At 61.8% G+C, this 16142-nt stretch carries 17 protein-coding genes; 9 read left to right on the forward strand and 8 right to left on the reverse strand.

Annotation, left to right across the window (positions count from 1 at the left end; translation table 11 throughout):
* The first annotated feature begins 4 nt into the window (after nt 1-4).
* Nucleotides 5-370 carry an SPW repeat protein gene (locus NL154_RS04915; protein WP_210628601.1) on the forward strand — a complete coding sequence of 122 codons (366 nt, stop codon included), beginning with the start codon at nt 5-7 and terminating at the stop codon, nt 368-370.
* A 178-nt stretch (nt 371-548) separates the two neighbouring features.
* On the opposite strand, the gene msrB is transcribed toward NL154_RS04915, so the two are convergent.
* A complete protein-coding gene (gene msrB / locus NL154_RS04920) occupies nt 549-959 on the reverse strand; it encodes a peptide-methionine (R)-S-oxide reductase MsrB (RefSeq protein WP_184458808.1) in 411 nt (136 codons plus the stop codon).
* Nucleotides 960-1146: 187 nt separating this feature from the next.
* Between msrB and NL154_RS04925 the strand changes: the two genes are divergently transcribed.
* Nucleotides 1147-1362 carry a hypothetical protein gene (locus NL154_RS04925; protein WP_210628599.1) on the forward strand — a complete coding sequence of 72 codons (216 nt, stop codon included), beginning with the start codon at nt 1147-1149 and terminating at the stop codon, nt 1360-1362.
* Nucleotides 1363-1818: 456 nt separating this feature from the next.
* The gene (locus NL154_RS04930) at nt 1819-2250 is read left to right on the forward strand and encodes a MucR family transcriptional regulator (protein WP_010060045.1); all 432 of its coding nucleotides are present in this window, start codon (nt 1819-1821) and stop codon (nt 2248-2250) included.
* 377 nt (nt 2251-2627) lie between these two features.
* Here NL154_RS04930 and NL154_RS04935 read toward each other — a convergent pair whose 3' ends face one another.
* Together NL154_RS04935 and NL154_RS04940 are read right to left on the reverse strand one after the other, a co-directional pair.
* On the reverse strand, nt 2628-3050 hold the full coding sequence (locus NL154_RS04935; RefSeq protein ID WP_210628598.1) for a SufE family protein: 423 nt from the start codon (nt 3048-3050) through the stop codon (nt 2628-2630).
* Nucleotides 3051-3547: 497 nt separating this feature from the next.
* Nucleotides 3548-4036, reverse strand: a complete 489-nt coding sequence (locus NL154_RS04940) for a DUF5330 domain-containing protein (RefSeq protein WP_221155551.1) — start codon at nt 4034-4036, stop codon at nt 3548-3550.
* A 452-nt stretch (nt 4037-4488) separates the two neighbouring features.
* Between NL154_RS04940 and NL154_RS04945 the strand changes: the two genes are divergently transcribed.
* The 4 genes from NL154_RS04945 to NL154_RS04960 all read left to right on the forward strand — a co-directional run bounded on the left by NL154_RS04945 (nt 4489) and on the right by NL154_RS04960 (nt 9268).
* Complete coding sequence (locus tag NL154_RS04945) at nt 4489-6030, forward strand: sensor histidine kinase (protein ID WP_221122636.1); 1542 nt, start codon at nt 4489-4491, stop codon at nt 6028-6030.
* The gene (locus NL154_RS04950) at nt 6002-6955 is read left to right on the forward strand and encodes a peptidoglycan-binding domain-containing protein (protein WP_434733687.1); all 954 of its coding nucleotides are present in this window, start codon (nt 6002-6004) and stop codon (nt 6953-6955) included. The genes NL154_RS04945 and NL154_RS04950 overlap by 29 nt, the downstream gene beginning before the upstream one ends.
* A 105-nt stretch (nt 6956-7060) precedes the next feature.
* Nucleotides 7061-8509: a methyl-accepting chemotaxis protein gene (locus NL154_RS04955; RefSeq protein ID WP_221122646.1), complete on the forward strand. Its 1449-nt coding sequence runs from the start codon at nt 7061-7063 to the stop codon at nt 8507-8509.
* Between the two features lie 414 nt (nt 8510-8923).
* Entirely contained in the window at nt 8924-9268 is a 345-nt protein-coding gene (locus NL154_RS04960; RefSeq protein ID WP_210631667.1) for a DUF1491 family protein, read from the forward strand.
* A 19-nt stretch (nt 9269-9287) separates the two neighbouring features.
* On the opposite strand, the gene NL154_RS04965 is transcribed toward NL154_RS04960, so the two are convergent.
* The gene (locus tag NL154_RS04965) at nt 9288-10337 is read right to left on the reverse strand and encodes a hypothetical protein (protein ID WP_210628594.1); all 1050 of its coding nucleotides are present in this window, start codon (nt 10335-10337) and stop codon (nt 9288-9290) included.
* Between the two features lie 815 nt (nt 10338-11152).
* Here NL154_RS04965 and NL154_RS04970 point away from each other — a divergent pair.
* Nucleotides 11153-11320, forward strand: coding sequence for a hypothetical protein (locus NL154_RS04970; RefSeq protein WP_221122637.1), 168 nt, complete (start codon nt 11153-11155; stop codon nt 11318-11320).
* A 51-nt stretch (nt 11321-11371) separates the two neighbouring features.
* Here NL154_RS04970 and NL154_RS04975 read toward each other — a convergent pair whose 3' ends face one another.
* The 3 genes from NL154_RS04975 to NL154_RS04985 all read right to left on the reverse strand — a co-directional run bounded on the left by NL154_RS04975 (nt 11372) and on the right by NL154_RS04985 (nt 14864).
* Complete coding sequence (locus NL154_RS04975) at nt 11372-11923, reverse strand: DUF1254 domain-containing protein (RefSeq protein WP_434733688.1); 552 nt, start codon at nt 11921-11923, stop codon at nt 11372-11374.
* Nucleotides 11916-12503: a DUF1214 domain-containing protein gene (locus tag NL154_RS04980; protein WP_434733689.1), complete on the reverse strand. Its 588-nt coding sequence runs from the start codon at nt 12501-12503 to the stop codon at nt 11916-11918. Before NL154_RS04980 ends, NL154_RS04975 begins: the two co-directional genes overlap by 8 nt.
* A 174-nt stretch (nt 12504-12677) precedes the next feature.
* Nucleotides 12678-14864, reverse strand: coding sequence for a transglycosylase domain-containing protein (locus tag NL154_RS04985; RefSeq protein WP_221155556.1), 2187 nt, complete (start codon nt 14862-14864; stop codon nt 12678-12680).
* A 194-nt stretch (nt 14865-15058) separates the two neighbouring features.
* On the opposite strand from NL154_RS04985, the gene NL154_RS04990 reads away from it, so the two are divergent.
* Nucleotides 15059-15535 carry a YcgN family cysteine cluster protein gene (locus tag NL154_RS04990; protein ID WP_210628589.1) on the forward strand — a complete coding sequence of 159 codons (477 nt, stop codon included), beginning with the start codon at nt 15059-15061 and terminating at the stop codon, nt 15533-15535.
* Nucleotides 15536-15541: 6 nt separating this feature from the next.
* On the opposite strand, the gene NL154_RS04995 is transcribed toward NL154_RS04990, so the two are convergent.
* Nucleotides 15542-16102, reverse strand: a complete 561-nt coding sequence (locus NL154_RS04995) for a TetR family transcriptional regulator (RefSeq protein ID WP_434733690.1) — start codon at nt 16100-16102, stop codon at nt 15542-15544.
* Between the last annotated feature and the right edge of the window lie 40 nt (nt 16103-16142).

Below are 16142 nucleotides of genomic sequence, written 5' to 3' on the forward strand. Positions count from 1 at the left end.
ATCGATGCTGAAGTCTCTGTCTTCCAACAACCGGACGGCTTTCGATATCGTCAATATCGTTGCCGGTCTTGGCCTCTTCATCTCGCCCTGGCTGTTCGGTTTCTCCGCTGAGACCTATGCCGCCTGGAATGCATGGATCGTTGGCGCGGCCATCACCCTGATCGCCGTTGCCGCTCTCTATGCTTTCTATGAGGCCGAGGAATGGTGCAACCTGGTCCTCGGGCTATGGGCTGTGATCGCTCCTTGGCTCCTCGGCTTTTCAGCCGTGGCAGCGGCCATGTGGGCGCATGTGATTGTCGGCCTGGTCGTCGCTGCCCTCGCAGCGGGCAGCATCTGGTTCAGTCATAACCATCCGTTGTCGACCGCATGACTGAATGCGAACGGGCTCGGGCGTCCGGGCCCGTTCGCCTTACCACTCCGCCCGCCGCCCCTGGAGGAGAGGCTTGGCGGCCGATCAGACTGGTTGACGACCGCGACGCGGTGATCGCCATCGATGGGTGCGCGGCTCTCCGTGCAAGGGCGGCGGATCGACGATCATTGGTTCAGCGCTATTCGGGCTCGAACACCATGGCATGGCCATTGATGCAGTAACGCAGACCGGTTGGCGGCGGGCCGTCGGGGAAGACATGGCCGAGATGGGCGTCGCAGGTGCCGCAGCGGATTTCGGTGCGCACCATGCCGTAGCTGGTGTCGCGATGCTCGGTCACCGCATCGGGAGAGACCGCTTCGAAATAGCTCGGCCAGCCGCAGCCGGCGTCGAATTTCGTGTCGGAGCGGAAAAGCGGGGCGTTGCAGCCGACGCAGCGGTAAAGCCCCGTCTCGAAGGAATCCCAGTAAGGGCCCGTGAAGGCGCGTTCGGTGCCGTGCTGGCGGGTGATGCGGTATTGCTCGGGCGTGAGCTGCTCTTTCCATTCGGCGTCTGATTTATGGATCTTGGCGGTGGTTGCAGTTTCGGACATGACGTGCTCCTTTCGCCGAAGGGCGGTTCCGTTTCGCCAGAAATGTGGTGCGCCGTCTTTGTTTCATCAAGCCTCCGGCGCCGGGCCGCGGGAATCGCGGCATGCAGCTATCAGGAAAGGCGTCCGCTTTTACATCTATTAAGGGTTTTCTGTTAGGGTTAATGTTACGTGCATTGAGGAGCCATTGGTGTTTGAAGCCGCAATCGTCCTGCTCTACGGCCTCGTGGCCGTGACCGCCATGGCGGTCACGCTGCTGGAGGGCTGGGCCAATCACGCCGGTTTGACGTTTCATCGTCTCGCCGGACTTGTCGCCTGCCTGCTCTGGCCGCTGACGCTTCTGCTCTTCGTCCTGCACGGCTCGGTCGTCCGGCTGCTGACGCGTCTCTCCCGCTCGCTGGCCTGATCACGGCAACTCTCTGAGCCCGGCAATTGGCGTCTTAACCTGTTTTACGCCGAACTTATGCACAGGAAGCTGTGAGTAAAGCTTGGCCTAAAGTCCTATAATTCTTCATCAGCCATTTTTTCTCAAGAAAAACCACAAATAATAATTGGCCTTTCGGCCAAACGATGGTATTTGAAAATGCAAGTAGAATTCTGATTGTGAATTACAATCCTACTGCTTCCAAGTCCCTCAGTTTTGATTTTTCAATGTCTAACTGGGGCCATCGCCTGGAGCAAGACGGTAGTGGTTTTCGGTCAGGCAGTATAAGAACAGGTCTCGGACTTCGGAATCTAGGGGTGGATTTCACGTTTTTCGAAACAGAAGATTGCTTCCTGTGCTTTTGCTGTTCGCTTCTACGAGGCGGGTCTTTGGCGTGACAGTCAAAGATCGTTTGAGCATGCTAACAGGAGAAAAAATATGACGGATATGGCGACCGGCAATGGGCCGGAGCTGCTTGTGGAACTGACGGCCGACATCGTCGCGGCTTATGTCAGCAACCATGTTGTCCCGGTCAGCGACCTGGCAAATCTGATTTCCGACGTGCATTCGGCACTTAGCAACACATCCGTACCGCAGCCCGCTGCGGCTGTCGTCGAAAAGCAGAAGCCAGCAGTCTCTGTCCGCAAGTCCGTACAGGACGAGCAGATTACGTGCCTGGAATGCGGCGGCAACTTCAAGTCCCTCAAGCGTCACCTCATGACGCATCACAGTCTCTCGCCGGAAGAATACCGTGAGAAATGGGACCTGCCGACCGACTACCCGATGGTAGCGCCCGCTTATGCCGAAGCGCGTTCGCGCCTGGCGAAGGAGATGGGCTTGGGTCAGCGCCGCAAGCGCGGCCGCGGCTGAGCTTTTCCGCTGTCAATGACAAAAGCCGGGTCTTGTGCCCGGCTTTTCTGTCTGTACCGCAAACCTGAAACCGAAAACCGGAAGCCGTTTCCGGGCGCTATCCTGGTCCGGCCCGTTAAATGAAAGCAAGATTCAGACTTTAGTTCGGACGACCCCAGAGTTCATCCTGTTCCGGATGAGGATAATAATCTCCCCGACTATTCCGCCGCTATCGCAAGTCATGCACGGGGCAGACGGGATATTATCAGGGAACCTATCTTACGCTTTGGAGCGCGACGTAGAATGTATTCCTATACTATAAGAAAGTGTTAATATAGTCGGTTGGCCGTTTCCGCAAATGCCCAATCCGCCGCGCTCGCCGACCGAATCAATGACGTTCACGCCGCGGCGCGGACTATCGCCTCTTCCCGGATTCGCTTCACCATCGAGCGCAGCCCGTTCGAGCGCTGCGACGACAGGTTCTCCACCAGACCGATCTTCGAGAAGATCTCGAAGGCATCAAGCGCAGCGATTTCGGAAGCCCGCTTACCGGAATAGGTGGCAAGCACGATGGCGACGAGGCCGCGCACGATATGCGCGTCGGAATCGCCCTCGAAACTCATGATTGGGTTTTCCGGATCGCCCGACGTATGCGTCACCAGCCACACCTGGCTGGCGCAGCCCATCACCTTGTTCTCCGAGGTGCGTTTTTCCTCGGCGAGCTCGGGCAGCGCCTTGCCGAGTTCGATGACATAGCGGTAGCGGTCTTCCCAATCGTCCAGGAAGGCGAAGTCATCGATGATCTGGTCGAGGGATGCCATAAAAAGCCTTTCACCTTTTTGCATGCTGGCAAAACGACACGGCAATTTTGCGTCCGGACATGCTCTAGGACTGCATATAGGTGATAGACCGACAGATTTGAACCGCTAAAGCGCGCCGTCTTTTTGATGCGGCGCTTCAGCTTTTGTTTTTACGCATGTCGTTATCGAAATCCACCGCACATTCTTGTGCGACATGCTCTCAAAAGAAACGCCGTGAGGGATGGGCATCCTCACGGCGCAGCAATCTGCTGAATTAAACAGGGCAGGCACGTCAGGCATGGGGCATTTCCGCGTCATGCGGACCACCGATGCAAGCTCTAAAGCATGTCGCGCAAAAGTGTGCAGCGGTTTTGCGTGAACGACATGCGGAAAACCAAGGGCCTAAAGCGCGGCAGGCGAATCTCAAAGATCGCACCGCGCTTTAGAATTCCAGTGTGACGCAGTCCCGCGTCCGAACGTTGCTTATGTGCGGCGGGCCGGTTGCCCGCGCAATTTCGTCAGATCGCCGGCTTCGGCGTCGGCAGCGGGATCGCGCCGGTTACCACCGTCTCGGCTTCATCGTCGACCGGCGGTCGGTAAGGCATCGGCTGGTTGAGCGCAGCCTTTGCCTCGCGCACCTTCTCCTGGACGGAAGGGGAGGCAAGCGAGGGCATGGCGGGCGCTGTCCGGTTTGCCGGCTCCGCAAGCCTTGCGGGCGTCGTCGGTTCGTCGGTGAATTGGCTGTCGAGAAGTTCGTAAGCGACACGGGCGCCCTCACGGGCCCGGTAGCCGAGCGCCGTCAGGGTCTCGGCGCCTTTGGCGCAGACATCCGGCTTTTCCGAGCACATGCCGGTGAGATAGTCATAGGCGCCGCTCGCCGCCGTAAACGCGTCTGAGAGCTGCAATTGTGGGCCGCCGGCAAGCTTGTCGGATCCCTCCGTGCTGAAGACGGAAAGAAGCACGAGCACTAGGCCAAACCAGAAGGATCCTTTGATCAGAAACCACATTGTCGTTGCCCATCCTGTTTTCCCGTCCGGTTCTTATCGCCGAATCAGGCCGGTTGTCCGGTGTGCTCTCACCCTATCGGCAAGTTGCGAATGCCGCTTTTCAAAACTCGCGCGCATTTGCGGCAAATTTAACTCAAATTTTAGCGAAGCGCATTTGAGCGGCATTTAAGTCAAATGCGAGCGATTGTTGTTAAGCATCAGGGCAGCACCTGCCTGCAATTGCAGGGCTTTTGCCGGCTCGCCTTGCCACAGGAGTTAACGCAGTGCTGAAATATGAAGGAAATCCGCCGCTTACCGGCCATTAACCACAAGAAGCGAAGGAGCTCTCGGATGCTTCAAAACGGGAATTTCTGCTCTTTCTGGCTGTGAACAGCGCCTTTGCCTTATCCTTTCCTTAAGTCGCGGGGGCCTATTGTCCGGATCGACAGACAGCCTCTTTGGGCGGGTATTGCGTGCGAGTATTGAGTGACATTGGCGGCTGGGCGACGGCCCTCGTAGACCGGGCGGCGACAAGCTGGCTTTCCCGGACGGGTGGCGGCGAAGCCGTGCGCCAGCGCGAGCTTGCGATTCTGCGGCGCCTCGTGCTGCTCTCCTCGGCCGCTCTCGTCGCCGCGCCTGTCGGGCTTTCGGCGGTCACCAGCCCCGCCGTCGCACTGCCGGCCGGCGTCGCCATGGTCTGCGCCGCCTTTCTCTTTTCCGCCGTCGGCAGCATTGCACTTGCCCGCCAGGGCTCGTCGGCCGGCATTGCCACACAGTCGGCCGAGGACTTCTTCCTCGACGTCACCCCCGGCCTCGTCTTTTTCCTGGATCCGCACGGCAGCGTCGCCACCATAGGCGGCCGCGACCGGCGCGATTTCCTTGCCTGGATGCGCGATCCGAAGGGCAGGGGCTTCCTGGAGCAGGTGCATGTCTCCGACCGCATCCTGTTCCTGCAGGCGCTCGATGAGCTCAGGCGCGGCGAAGATGCCGCAAGCGTCGATCTGCGCCTCGACCGGCCTTCGGTCTCGCGCGATCAGCGCCAGTTCGCCTATCTGAGAATGGACATGACGGCTCGCCGTGATGCCGATGGCGAGCTTGCCGCCGTCATCGCCCAATTGCGCGATGTCTCCGTCGAGCAGCAGCTGCGGGCCGAAGCCCAGAACCGTGCGGCCGACGCCGAATCGGCAAACGACGCCAAGTCGCGCTTCCTCGCCGCGGTCAGCCACGAGCTGCGCACGCCGCTGAACGCCATTCTCGGCTTCTCCGATATTCTGATCGGCGAATATTTCGGCAAGTTCGAAAATGACCGCCAGCGCGAATATGTCGGTCTCGTCCGCGAGTCCGGCGCGCATCTGCTCTCGGTCGTCAATACCATGCTCGACATGAGCAAGATTGAAGCCGGCCGCTACGAACTGATTCTGGATGCCTTCGATATTTCAAGCTCCGTCAGATCCTGCGAATCGATGCTGGCATTGCAGGCCAAGACCAAGGGCGTCACGCTGACGAGCCGGATTCAGCGTGGGCTTGGCGAGATCGTCGCCGATCAGCGCGCCATCCAGCAGATCCTCATCAATCTCGTCGGCAACGCCGTGAAATTCACCGAAGCCGGCGGCGTCGTCTCGGTCGATGCGGCGGCGCGTGACGGCATCCTGAAGCTGACGGTCAGCGATACCGGCATCGGCATTGCCGCCGATAAGCTGGCGATGCTCGGCCAGCCTTTTGTCCAGATCCAGAACGATTACACCCGCCGCTTCGAGGGCAGCGGTCTCGGCCTCTCGCTGGTCAAGGGGCTGGTGGCGCTGCATGGCGGGAATTTTGCCATTGCCAGCCAGCCGGGCGAAGGTACGATCATCACCGTCGAGATTGCGGTGGATGGCTCGGGCGCCCGGCGCGCCGAACACGCCGGTCATGGCGCGACCGTCGAATTTCCGCCGCGGCTGAAGGACGCGGTCGGTACCGGAGCAGAACTGGAAGAGGGGCTTTTCGATGGCCGCGCGCAAGCGAAAATCGCCTAAGGGAAAGAAGCGACGGCAGCAGCCGGGCCTTGTCGTGTCCGGTGCGGCCGCTCTCGGCGGCCTCGGCCTGCAGGGCGCATCCGCGCTGGGTGGTCTCGGGCTGCAGGGGGCGTCCGCGCTCGGCGGCGTCATTGGCCGCAATCCGTCGGTCGCCGGCGGCATGATCGCCTTCTTCGTCATCTTCTCCTTCGTTGCGGCCAATGCCCTCTGGTATCAGCCTGGCCTGCATCCGCACCCGATTTTCCGCACCCGCGACCCGCAGTCCCCAAACGTGCTCGGCGCGCGCCGTCCGGCCGACGAACAACCGGCTGACGTCACCACCTTCCGGATCGAACGGCCGGAGGATGCCGCCACCATCAGCGGGACGCCGGTGCCGGCCGCACCCGCTCAGCAGCCGAGCGAGCTGGTCATGGACATCCAGCAGCAGCTGGTGCGCCGCGGCCTCTATAACGGCATCGCTGACGGCATCATCGGCCCCCGCACCAGTGCCGCCATCCTGTTCTTCCAGGAGACCGTCGGCATGGCCCAGACCGGGGAAGCGACGCCGGAGGTGCTGGCCGCGCTGAAGACCGACGCTGCCGGCCCCTCGACCGTGCCCGTGGAAAAACCGCGTGAGGATGTCACCTCGAAGGCGGCGGCGGAGGACCCGGTCGCTGCTGCGATCCGCAGCGCCGAAAAGACCGTCAAGACGGCTCCGTCAGCCGCAAAGCAGCTTCCATCGAGCGAGCTTGCCACCGTCGACCTGGTGCTGAAGATCCAGAAGGGCCTTTCCAATATGGCCTATGCCAACGTTGGCGTCGACGGTGTGGCCGGCGAGCAGACTCGCGCCGCCATCCGCCACTTCCAGAAGCACTACAACCTCCCCGAAAACGGCGAGCCGAACGAGGCGGTGCTGAAGAAGTTGAAGGAAATCGGTGCGATCTAAGGCGTTCGCGCCATGTACAACCTAAGTCTAAGACCCCAGCTTCGTTTGCAACTTGTTAACCATGTTGTCCGAAGCTTTGCCAATTGCGGCGGGGGAATGTCGGTCATGCATGCGCTGAAGGCGATAGACGATCTGACCGGAGAACCGACGGTCGAAGCGGAAAGCCCTGATCGCGAGGGATTGCGCCACATCCTGCAGCGCCTTGCCGAAGAAGCCTCCACCCTTGGCATCGATCTCGTCGATATTGCCGGCGCCATCCAGGACATGGCGGCGATGTCGGCGCGCCACGCCTCCGCCTTCGATCATGTCACCAGCACCGCACTTTCGATTGCCGAGACCAATCGCTCGGTAGCCCTGTCGCTGCGCGAGACCGACCGCACGGCGGCCGAAGCCCGCCAGATGCTGAAGGAGTCGGCCGACCGCATGTCCGGTTCCGTTGCCGAGATCGGCCATATGGTTCAGTCCTCCAACGTCATCGGTGCTGAAATCGCCAGCTTCTCGAAATCGCTTGCCGATGTCGACAAGATTGCCGAGGAGATCAGCACCATAGCCCGCCAGACCAACCTCCTGGCGCTGAACGCCGCGATCGAGGCGGCGCGCGCCGGCGATGCGGGCAAGGGTTTTGCCGTCGTCGCCGCCGAAGTGCGCGCTCTTTCGCTGCAGACTTCGAAGGCGACGGGCTCCATTCAGGACACGCTGGATGGGCTTCGGGTGAAGATCGACCGGCTGTCGGCGGTCGGCGGCGATGCCCGCGACAGTGCCGCCGGCGTGCGCGACAAGTCGGAGGCGATGCGCGGCGCCTTCGAAAGCATGGAACATGTCATCACCCGCATTCTCGACAGTTCGACCGTCATGGCCAACACCACCGAGGCGGTCGACCAACAATGCGCCGGTTTCGTCCAGAAGCTCGGCGAAATGTCCGGCGAGATCGCCGGTTCGAATGTCAGGCTGCAGCAGGCGGCAAAGCGCGTCGACAGCGTCGTCGGCCTCTCGGAAACGCTGATTCAGCTGACGGCGAGCGCCGGCGTCAAGACCGCCGACAGCCGTTGGATCGAGGAAGCACAATCCGTGGCAAGGCAGATATCAGGCGTTTTCGAACGCGCCGTCGCCGACGGTCAGATCGGTTTCGACGCCCTCTTCGACCGGCGCTACCGGCCGATGGCTGGCACCGATCCGGTTCAGATGATGGCTGCCTTCACCGAACTCACCGACCGTCTGCTGCCGCCGATCCAGGAGCCCGTCGTCGCCCTGGACGAGCGCGTCGCCTTCTGCGCGGCGGTCGACGAAAACGGTTATCTGCCGACTCATAACCGGAAGTTCTCGCAGCCGCAGCGGCCGGGCGACATCGTCTGGAACACCGCCAACTGCCGCAACCGCCGCATCTTCGCCGATCGCGTCGGCCTTGCCGCCGGCCGCAGCACCGCACCTTTCCTCGTCCAGACCTACCGGCGCGACATGGGCGGCGGCAATTTCGTGATGATGAAGGATATCTCCGCGCCGATCACCGTCAGGGGCCGCCATTGGGGCGGCTTGCGGTTGGCGGTCAAGGTCTGACGCATCCGCCAAAGCTCGGTTGCGGATTGCCGGCCCCGGCGCGCCGGTCTTAGAGGTTTTCCGGGTTAGATTGAAGCATTCTGCCGGAGCAGGTTTTCGTCAGGGCAAAGGCGATTGGCGACGGGCATACCCCAGGTACGTCCGAGCCGATCGCCTTTGATCCTGGCGGAAACATGCCCGGCCCACCGGCCGCACCGCTTCGCAGTGGCGAAGCGACAAGTGGGTCCGGCGATTCCAAAGTCTTGCAGTTTTGCCAGGCAAATCTGCGGGATGTTGGCTGAAACGGGCCGGCTGATCGACCGGCCGGCTTGGCCGCAGAGTTGGGCTACGACGCACGCCGGCCGGTCGACCATCCTCTCCGTTTGAGCCAACAGAATGCTTCAATCTAACTCGGAAAGGCTCTATACCGCCCCGATGAGATTACGCGCCGACATCTTCGTTTCCTCGCTTCTGCGCCGCGTCTTCGCAAGCGGCGATTTCGCCGCTGTGGAGAAGAAGGGCGCGGAGGAGGCGGGCGCGATCTTCATCCGCCAACACTTTCGCGATGGTCTGGAAACGCTCTATGCGCCGGCGCCGCAGACCGCCTTCGGCGAAGACGAGATCCGCGACCGGCTGTTCGAAGTCCGCCTCGCGCGCAGCGAGCCGCAAGCGGTGCGGGCGATGCTGGATCGCGAACGCCGCTTCGACCCCGATCTCTGGATCGTCGAGCTGGAGGCGGAGGAATTGGGGGACATAATCCCGCTGGCGGGGGATCGCTGAGAGTCAGGTCTTCTTCAACTCAACGCGACCGCCGCCCCAGCGCGCGTATGTCGCGCTGCACCGGCGCCTGGCGGGCGAAGCGGTGGGTTTCGGTTTCCCGAGATGTGCGCGAATCGGTGGTCTCGGCCTTGTAGGTGTAGCGATCGGCGCGCCGCCAGGCCTCCACCCTTTCGTGGCATTCTTCCGGATCGAGCGCATCGAGCACCATCCAGCCGCGCGTCACATTATGCTGTTGTTCGGCAAGATGCGGATAGAATCGTTCCAGCACGAAGACAGCGTCGAGAAAGCCCATGCCGAGGCTCGTCAGCGTCGTGGCGAGCTGCTGGCCGGAGAGGTCGAGCATGATGCGTTCGGCAAGCCAGCGGCTGGCGGAAAGCGCATCGGCGAGTGCGGTGGCGAAATGCGTCGCCTCGTGCGAGCGGGCGAAGCGCACCAGCAGCGCCTCCTGAATGTCGGTGAGGGTGCGCAGGCCGAGCCTGTCTTGATCGTCGCGGCCGAGATGGCCGGCAAGATCGAGGATGCGACCGCGCAAGGCCTCTTCATTGGCGACCCGCTGTTCCTCCAGCGCTTCGGCCTCGTTGCTCTCCACCTGGACTGGCGAAAGCGGGACGGCCAGCGCTTCCGTGATCGGCGCCGAAGCGGTGGCGGAGCGCGGCTGGGTCTGGCGCAGCGCCACCAGCGCGTCGATGACCTTCGGTGAGAGCGAATCGCGGCTGACGATCGCCTTGACATGCGCCGCACCCTGCATGCGGGCGATGGTGATCAGCGTGTCGTCGGCAACGGCCTTCGAGGCGATAAGGAAAGGCGCGGCGATTTCGATCGGCTGATTGCCGATGAACAGCGCCACGGCTGCCGGCATGGTCTCGCATTGGGAAAGGGCGGCGACTGCCTGGCGCTTGGCTTCGTCGGAGGAAGCTTGGAACAGCGGTGTGAAAAGCTCGGCGAATTGGCGCAGTTCGGATCGTGTCGGATGAGACAGGCTCTCGAAACTGCTCACAGTCGCCATCAACACCACGTCCTTTTTCCTGACGGCCAACGGGCCCTCTAGGTCTCGAAACCGGTCACGCACAAGCACACCCTGAAAACGCAGAACCAAGGGAAACCATGGGGCCGATAGCGCTGGCGGGGACGCCTCTCGGACCACACGGATATGAACAAATCCTACACTTGTACGGTTAATGGATGCTGAAGATTTTATTAAAATGATACAGAAATATACCCGAGGAACCTGCGAATAATGGTTAGCCGGCAATGGAAAGGCTATGGGCTCCGAAAGGGCGCTGCGGCGGCAAGCAAACCGGTCCTCCTCCTGATCGGGTCCGGCGATGCGCCATCGCTTGCAGCAGTTATCACCATGCCGCAACGAGAAAGCCGCTTCGCGGACGGCGGGAATTGCAATCGGCGCGCCTCTAAAACGAGTGGGCACCCAGGATAAACCGAAGCCCGCGCTGATCTGCCACAACAAATATTTCTGTGCCGCATATTTGCAACAGCGGCTCTGGATAGATCGCTGTATCGTCGTCAACTATATGAATTTCTTGTAATTTTATATTGCTCGCTGCCTTCCGGTCTTTCAGCGGGGCATGAAACCAAATCGACTCCTCAAGCGTTGAAGAGGAAGTTACGGAAACTGTGTTTGGCATCCGCTGAATATTAGTAAACTGTTAACTGTCATGTGTCTCAATTCGGACAGGAACGACGCGATTTGAGTATTTGGATCGTCGAAACTCCGCATCACGGTATTTCAATCAGGTGCCGTGGGAAAGGCGCGAATGCCCTCGGTCCGGCCATGCCGGCACCGCAGGACGCGCCGGCTCGCAGAGTGGCGGGCAGGGTGAAATCCATCGCAAGTTCATCCGTCTCGGGCAGTGCATGGAGACGAGAATGGCAATAGTAGTCGCATTGGCGGATCGGCGGCCGCGGGCGCCGCGTCGCCTGGACAAGGAACCGCGCGAAGCCAAGATTCTCTGGTTCACGGGGGTCCGCTATGAGCGGCTCGCCGAGAGCCCTAGACATGGTCCGGCGCCCGCGCCGCGCGCCAGAAAGAAGTAAGCGCCTCTTCAACCCCGGAGCGTGATGCCGAATTGAGAACAGACATTCCGCTTAATTGCCGGGGGTGAATTGCTCACAGCCCGCTTCCGTCAGGAAGTTGCGTGCTGCTTCATCGAAGCTTGCCTGCGGTGCCAGCGTCCGTAGCACGGCATAACCATCCGGCCTCGCCATTTCCACCAGGATCGCTTGGTCCAGTTCATGCGGCAGGTTCTTGCGCAGGTCCGTCAACTGGATCGGGCCGCCCGCCAGAACGTCGAGCGCGCCGCCCACCGAGGTCCGGTCGTTCATGCTGAACACCTCGTTGGAGGCGCTGTCGTAGATCGCGATCGACCAGAAGGGGACGTTGCCCTTGGCGGTGAAATGCACCGGCGCATCCTCGACGTCGAAGGAGCAGACGGCGGTCCGCAGGAAGGGGTCGCCATTGGCGAGACCAGCCTCGTCGTACTGCTCGCCGAGCAGATAGAAATTGTTGAGATCGCCTTCCGCCGCCACGCGGGTCGCCGCATCCCTGCCGGTGAAATGCGGCAGGGACAGGATGATGACGAGATGCAGGAGCGCTGCGCCGAAAAGACCGGTCAGGACGGCGAAGAAGATCCTAAGCATTGCCGCATCCGGTGTTGGTGAGCTTCGGCATGGCGAGATCGATCACGCCGGAGCTGCCGGCGGTTGGCGTGTCGAACAGCGTCAGCACCAGCCGGAAAGTACCGGCCTGCGGCAAGGCCAGCCAGTTGCCCGGCTGAGCGGCGGCGGAGATCTCGATCGAAAAGCTGCTGTCGGGCTGGCGCAGCACCGTCCAGGAATTGAGCGCCGCCGGAAGCCCGGTCTTCACCGCCGCCGGATTGCCGCCATTGTCGGCGGTAAAGAGCGTCCAGAGCCGGGCGGGCGGCGTCTGCCCGCTGAGGCTGTAGCGGCAGCCGGCGTTCAGCCGTGCACCGTCGTCGTCGACGCTCGCCGTGAAGGTCAGCCCCTCGGCGCTGCCGTAGAGCAACTTGCCGGCGCGTGCCCGGTGCGATTTGGCGTAAGGATCGGCATCGACCGTCTGCAACGCCGGAAAGGCCTCCCAGGCGCCAAGCTTGATCGCCCCGAAACCCTGTGTCGCATCCAGCGCATAAAGCGAAATCATGATGCCGCCGCCGAAGGCGACGATCAGCGTGATCAGGATGAAAAGGGGGAATCGAAACACGTCATGACCTTGGAAACCGGGATGACAGGGTTAGCACTGATTCTGGCAGGGTGGAATGCCGCGCCATGACATGGACGTCGATCTGTCCAGATCGCGGGGCACGCGCGTTGGACGCGGATGAGGGGCGGGTCTCGCCGATCTCCGACACGAACGAGCGCAGCGACCACGCAGCGTCTACTCCGAGCTTGCCACCTTCGCCGGCGTCAATGGCGCGGCGGCCTTCAGCTTCCCTCCGAGCTTCTTAAGGATATCAGTCGATTGGACCGAGAGCATGCGCGGCCGGATGAGCTGCGGCAGTCCGTCCTGCGGCTTGGCGGCGAACGTCTTGGCAAGATCCTTTTCCGAGAGCAGGGGGTTTTCGACGCCGGGGATGGGGCGCAACGTCACACCCTGATGGGCGTAGTCCATGGCGCGCTTGAAGGTCATTGCCGGCAGTGAGCCGCCCGTCATGTTGTTGGTCGAGGTATAGTCGTCATTGCCGAACCAGACGGCGCAGGTGTAATTGCCGGTGAAGCCGACGAACCAGGCATCGCGATAGGCCTGGGTCGTGCCGGTCTTGCCAGCTGTCAGGATGCCGTTGTCGAGGGCCGCCTTGCGCGCCGTGCCGACATAGGGAACGCGCGATAGCATCTGGTTCATATAGACATCGGCCTGTTCGGACAGCACGCGTTTCGGCGCCGGCTCGTCGTGGTCGAAATCGTAGAGCACATCGCCTTCGTAATCGAGGATCTGGGTAATGCCGTGGCGGCGCGACTGATAGCCGCCGGCCGGGAAGGTGGCATAGGCCGTCGCCTGGTCGAGCACCGTCACCTCCGATGTCCCGATCGGGATGGTGACGTCGTCGCGGATCGGCGTTTCGACGCCGAGATTCTTCGCCATTGCCCGGATCGGCTGGATGCCGAGCTTTTCCTTGGCAAGCCGCACCGGCACGGTATTGATCGACTGGGCGATCGCCGTCTCGAGTGTGATGCGGCCGACATAGCGGTTCGCATAATTGTGCGGGCTCCAGTTGCCCCAGGAAATCGGGGCGTCGACGATCGTCGTCTGCGGTGTCATCCCGCTCTCCATCGCCAGCGCGTAGGTATAGACCTTGAAGGAGGAGCCCGGCTGGCGCAGCGCCTTGGTGGCGCGGTTGAACTGGCTCTCGCCGTAATCCCGCCCGCCGACCATGGCCCTGACGGCGCCGCCGTTCTCGATCATCACCATGGCGCCCTGCTTGGCGTGATAGGCCTCGCCAAATTCACGCAGCGATGTCTCGACCGAATCTTCGGCCGCCTTCTGGATGCCCATGTCGATCGTCGTGCGCACGATCAGCGAATGCTGGTGGAAGCGCGGCGAAAGACGTTGCACTTCGTCGAAGGCCCAGTCGAGGAAGAAATCCGGCGATTCCACCTCGTTGCGGTCGACGACGGTCGCCGGATTGCGCCGGGCGGCGATCACCTGGCCCTCCGTCATCAGCCCACTCTGCACGAGATTGGTCAGCACCTCGTTGGCGCGGGCACGCGCGGCTGGCAGGTTGACATGCGGCGCATATTTGGCCGGCGCCTTGAACAGGCCGGCAAGCATTGCCGACTCGGCAAGGTTCACATCGGTAATGTTCTTGCCGAAATAGAATTGCGCCGCTGCCGCGGCACCAAAGGTGCCGCCGCCCATATAGGCGCGGTCGAGATAGGTGGAGAGGATTTCCTTCTTGGAGAGATTGGCTTCGAGCCATAGGGCCAGGAAGGCTTCGGTGATCTTGCGATCGATCGAGCGCTCGTTGGAGAGAAACAGGTTCTTGGCGAGCTGTTGCGTCAGCGTCGAGCCGCCTTGCACCACTTCGCCGGCCTGGGCGTTGGTGACCATGGCGCGGAAGAGGCCGATCGCGTCGATGCCGAAATGGTCGAAGAAACGCCGGTCTTCGGTCGCGAGGACGGATTTGATCAGGGAATCCGGCAGCTCGTCGATCGGGACGGAATTCTGGTGGATGACGCCGCGATGGCCGATGACGTTGCCGTAGCGGTCGGTGAAGGTGACGGCGAAATCGCCGCGATTGCGCCAGTCCTCCTTGGTCGCCTCGAAGGCTGGCTGGGCAAGCACCAGCATCAGCACCGCGCCGGCCGCCCCGAGGGTCAGCCCTTCGCCGGCAAGTTCGAAGATCATGCGTTTCCAGCCGCGAACGCGAAAGCGGCGGAAGAAGATGGTGGTGTCTTCCCAGATCTCGGCGGCGCGGAAGCCGGCGTTCCAGACGGTCGAATCGATCCATGAATCGATGCGCAACAGTATGTGGCGGCTCTTCGGCGGCCGCCTGCCCGCCGCGTCACCGGTTCGTTTGTCTGATTCCCTTTCAGGCCCTTTTTCAGGGTTGTCCGGATCCTGCACGTCCTGTATTCCCGCCTGATCGCGCTTGCCTCATGTCCGGCCGCCGGAAAGCGACGAAAGCGCGAGGCCCTCAAGGCCCGAAAAGCTCTCCGATACCAGGAGCATGCTGAAGAATTGATTGATTTTATGGCGGATAACAAGAGAGATAGAGCGGCGGTCACGTGAAATTGGGCCGCTGTTGCAAGAAACGGACGATGACCGATCTGCCCTTCTGGAAGAAGAAGACCCTTGCCGAAATGAGCCCCGCCGAATGGGAAAGCCTCTGCGACGGCTGCGGCCTCTGTTGCCTCAACAAGCTCGAGGAGTGGGAGAGCGGCGATATCTATTTCACCTCGGTCAGCTGCAAACTGCTCGACGGCCAAAGCTGTCGCTGCTCCAGCTATCAGAACCGGTGGGATTTCGTGCCTGACTGCGTGCAGCTGACCAGGGAGAACGTGCCTGAGATCGCCTGGCTGCCGCCGACCTGCGGCTACCGGCTGATTAATGAGGGCCGCGATCTCTACTGGTGGCATCCGCTTGTCTCCGGCGATCCCGAGACCGTCCATGCCGCCGGCATTTCCGCCCGCGGCCGCACGATCAATGAAACCGAGATCGATATCGATGATCTCGAGGATTATGTCGTCGACTGGCCGCTGACCGTGGGTGCGGAAAAGGATGAAGAAGAAGCGTGAGCGGGGTCAGGATTTCACCGCAGTCAGGAAGCGCCGCAATTCCGTCTCCACATAGGCGGCCACCGGGCCGCCCGCGCCAAATCCCCACCAGGTGAGCGATCCCTGCCATTGCGCCAGCATCAGCCGGGCGATCGTTTCCGGCGCCTTCGCCGAGCCGAAACAGCGCGCGATCGCCGCTGTCAACGCCGTTCCCCAAGCCGCCCCGCGGGCGCGCAGCACCGGATCGCGAAAATCTTCGCGCAGCACTAGCAATCCCTCGCCATAGGCGGCGGCATCATCGCCATATTCATGCGACAGGCCGGCGAGCAGCGCGACGGCGCCGTCCGGCGTCTTCGGCACGGCGCCGGCAAGGCGCGCCGTCTCCGCATCCAGCCGGTCCCAGGCGCAAAGCAGCGCGGCGCGCAGCATCGCCGCCTTTGTCCCGAAACGCTGAACCAGGGTTGAACCGGAAAGACCGCTCGCCTTCGCCACCGCGGCAAACGTCGCCGCATCCGGCCCTTCCGCATGGATCAGCGCCAGCACCATGGCGAGAAGCTGTTCGTCGGACAGGGTGCGGCGGCGCGGCATGAAATTCCTCTTGCGTTCATTTTGAATATGAACGAACATT

It is taken from the genome of Rhizobium sp. YTUHZ044 (assembly GCF_051123975.1).
Classification (GTDB): domain Bacteria; phylum Pseudomonadota; class Alphaproteobacteria; order Rhizobiales; family Rhizobiaceae; genus Rhizobium.

Excerpts from the sequence above, each read along its gene's own strand:
- NL154_RS04915 (WP_210628601.1), top strand. The coding sequence starts at position 5 with ATGCTGAAGTCTCTGTCTTCCAACAACCGGACGGCTTTCGATATCGTC.
- msrB (WP_184458808.1), bottom strand. The coding sequence starts at position 959 with ATGTCCGAAACTGCAACCACCGCCAAGATCCATAAATCAGACGCCGAA.
- NL154_RS04930 (WP_010060045.1), top strand. The coding sequence starts at position 1,819 with ATGACGGATATGGCGACCGGCAATGGGCCGGAGCTGCTTGTGGAACTG.
- NL154_RS04935 (WP_210628598.1), bottom strand. The coding sequence starts at position 3,050 with ATGGCATCCCTCGACCAGATCATCGATGACTTCGCCTTCCTGGACGAT.
- NL154_RS04940 (WP_221155551.1), bottom strand. The coding sequence starts at position 4,036 with ATGTGGTTTCTGATCAAAGGATCCTTCTGGTTTGGCCTAGTGCTCGTG.
- NL154_RS04950 (WP_434733687.1), top strand. The coding sequence starts at position 6,002 with ATGGCCGCGCGCAAGCGAAAATCGCCTAAGGGAAAGAAGCGACGGCAG.
- NL154_RS04955 (WP_221122646.1), top strand. The coding sequence starts at position 7,061 with ATGCATGCGCTGAAGGCGATAGACGATCTGACCGGAGAACCGACGGTC.
- NL154_RS04960 (WP_210631667.1), top strand. The coding sequence starts at position 8,924 with ATGAGATTACGCGCCGACATCTTCGTTTCCTCGCTTCTGCGCCGCGTC.
- NL154_RS04970 (WP_221122637.1), top strand. The coding sequence starts at position 11,153 with ATGGCAATAGTAGTCGCATTGGCGGATCGGCGGCCGCGGGCGCCGCGT.
- NL154_RS04975 (WP_434733688.1), bottom strand. The coding sequence starts at position 11,923 with ATGCTTAGGATCTTCTTCGCCGTCCTGACCGGTCTTTTCGGCGCAGCG.
- NL154_RS04990 (WP_210628589.1), top strand. The coding sequence starts at position 15,059 with ATGACCGATCTGCCCTTCTGGAAGAAGAAGACCCTTGCCGAAATGAGC.
- NL154_RS04995 (WP_434733690.1), bottom strand. The coding sequence starts at position 16,102 with ATGCCGCGCCGCCGCACCCTGTCCGACGAACAGCTTCTCGCCATGGTG.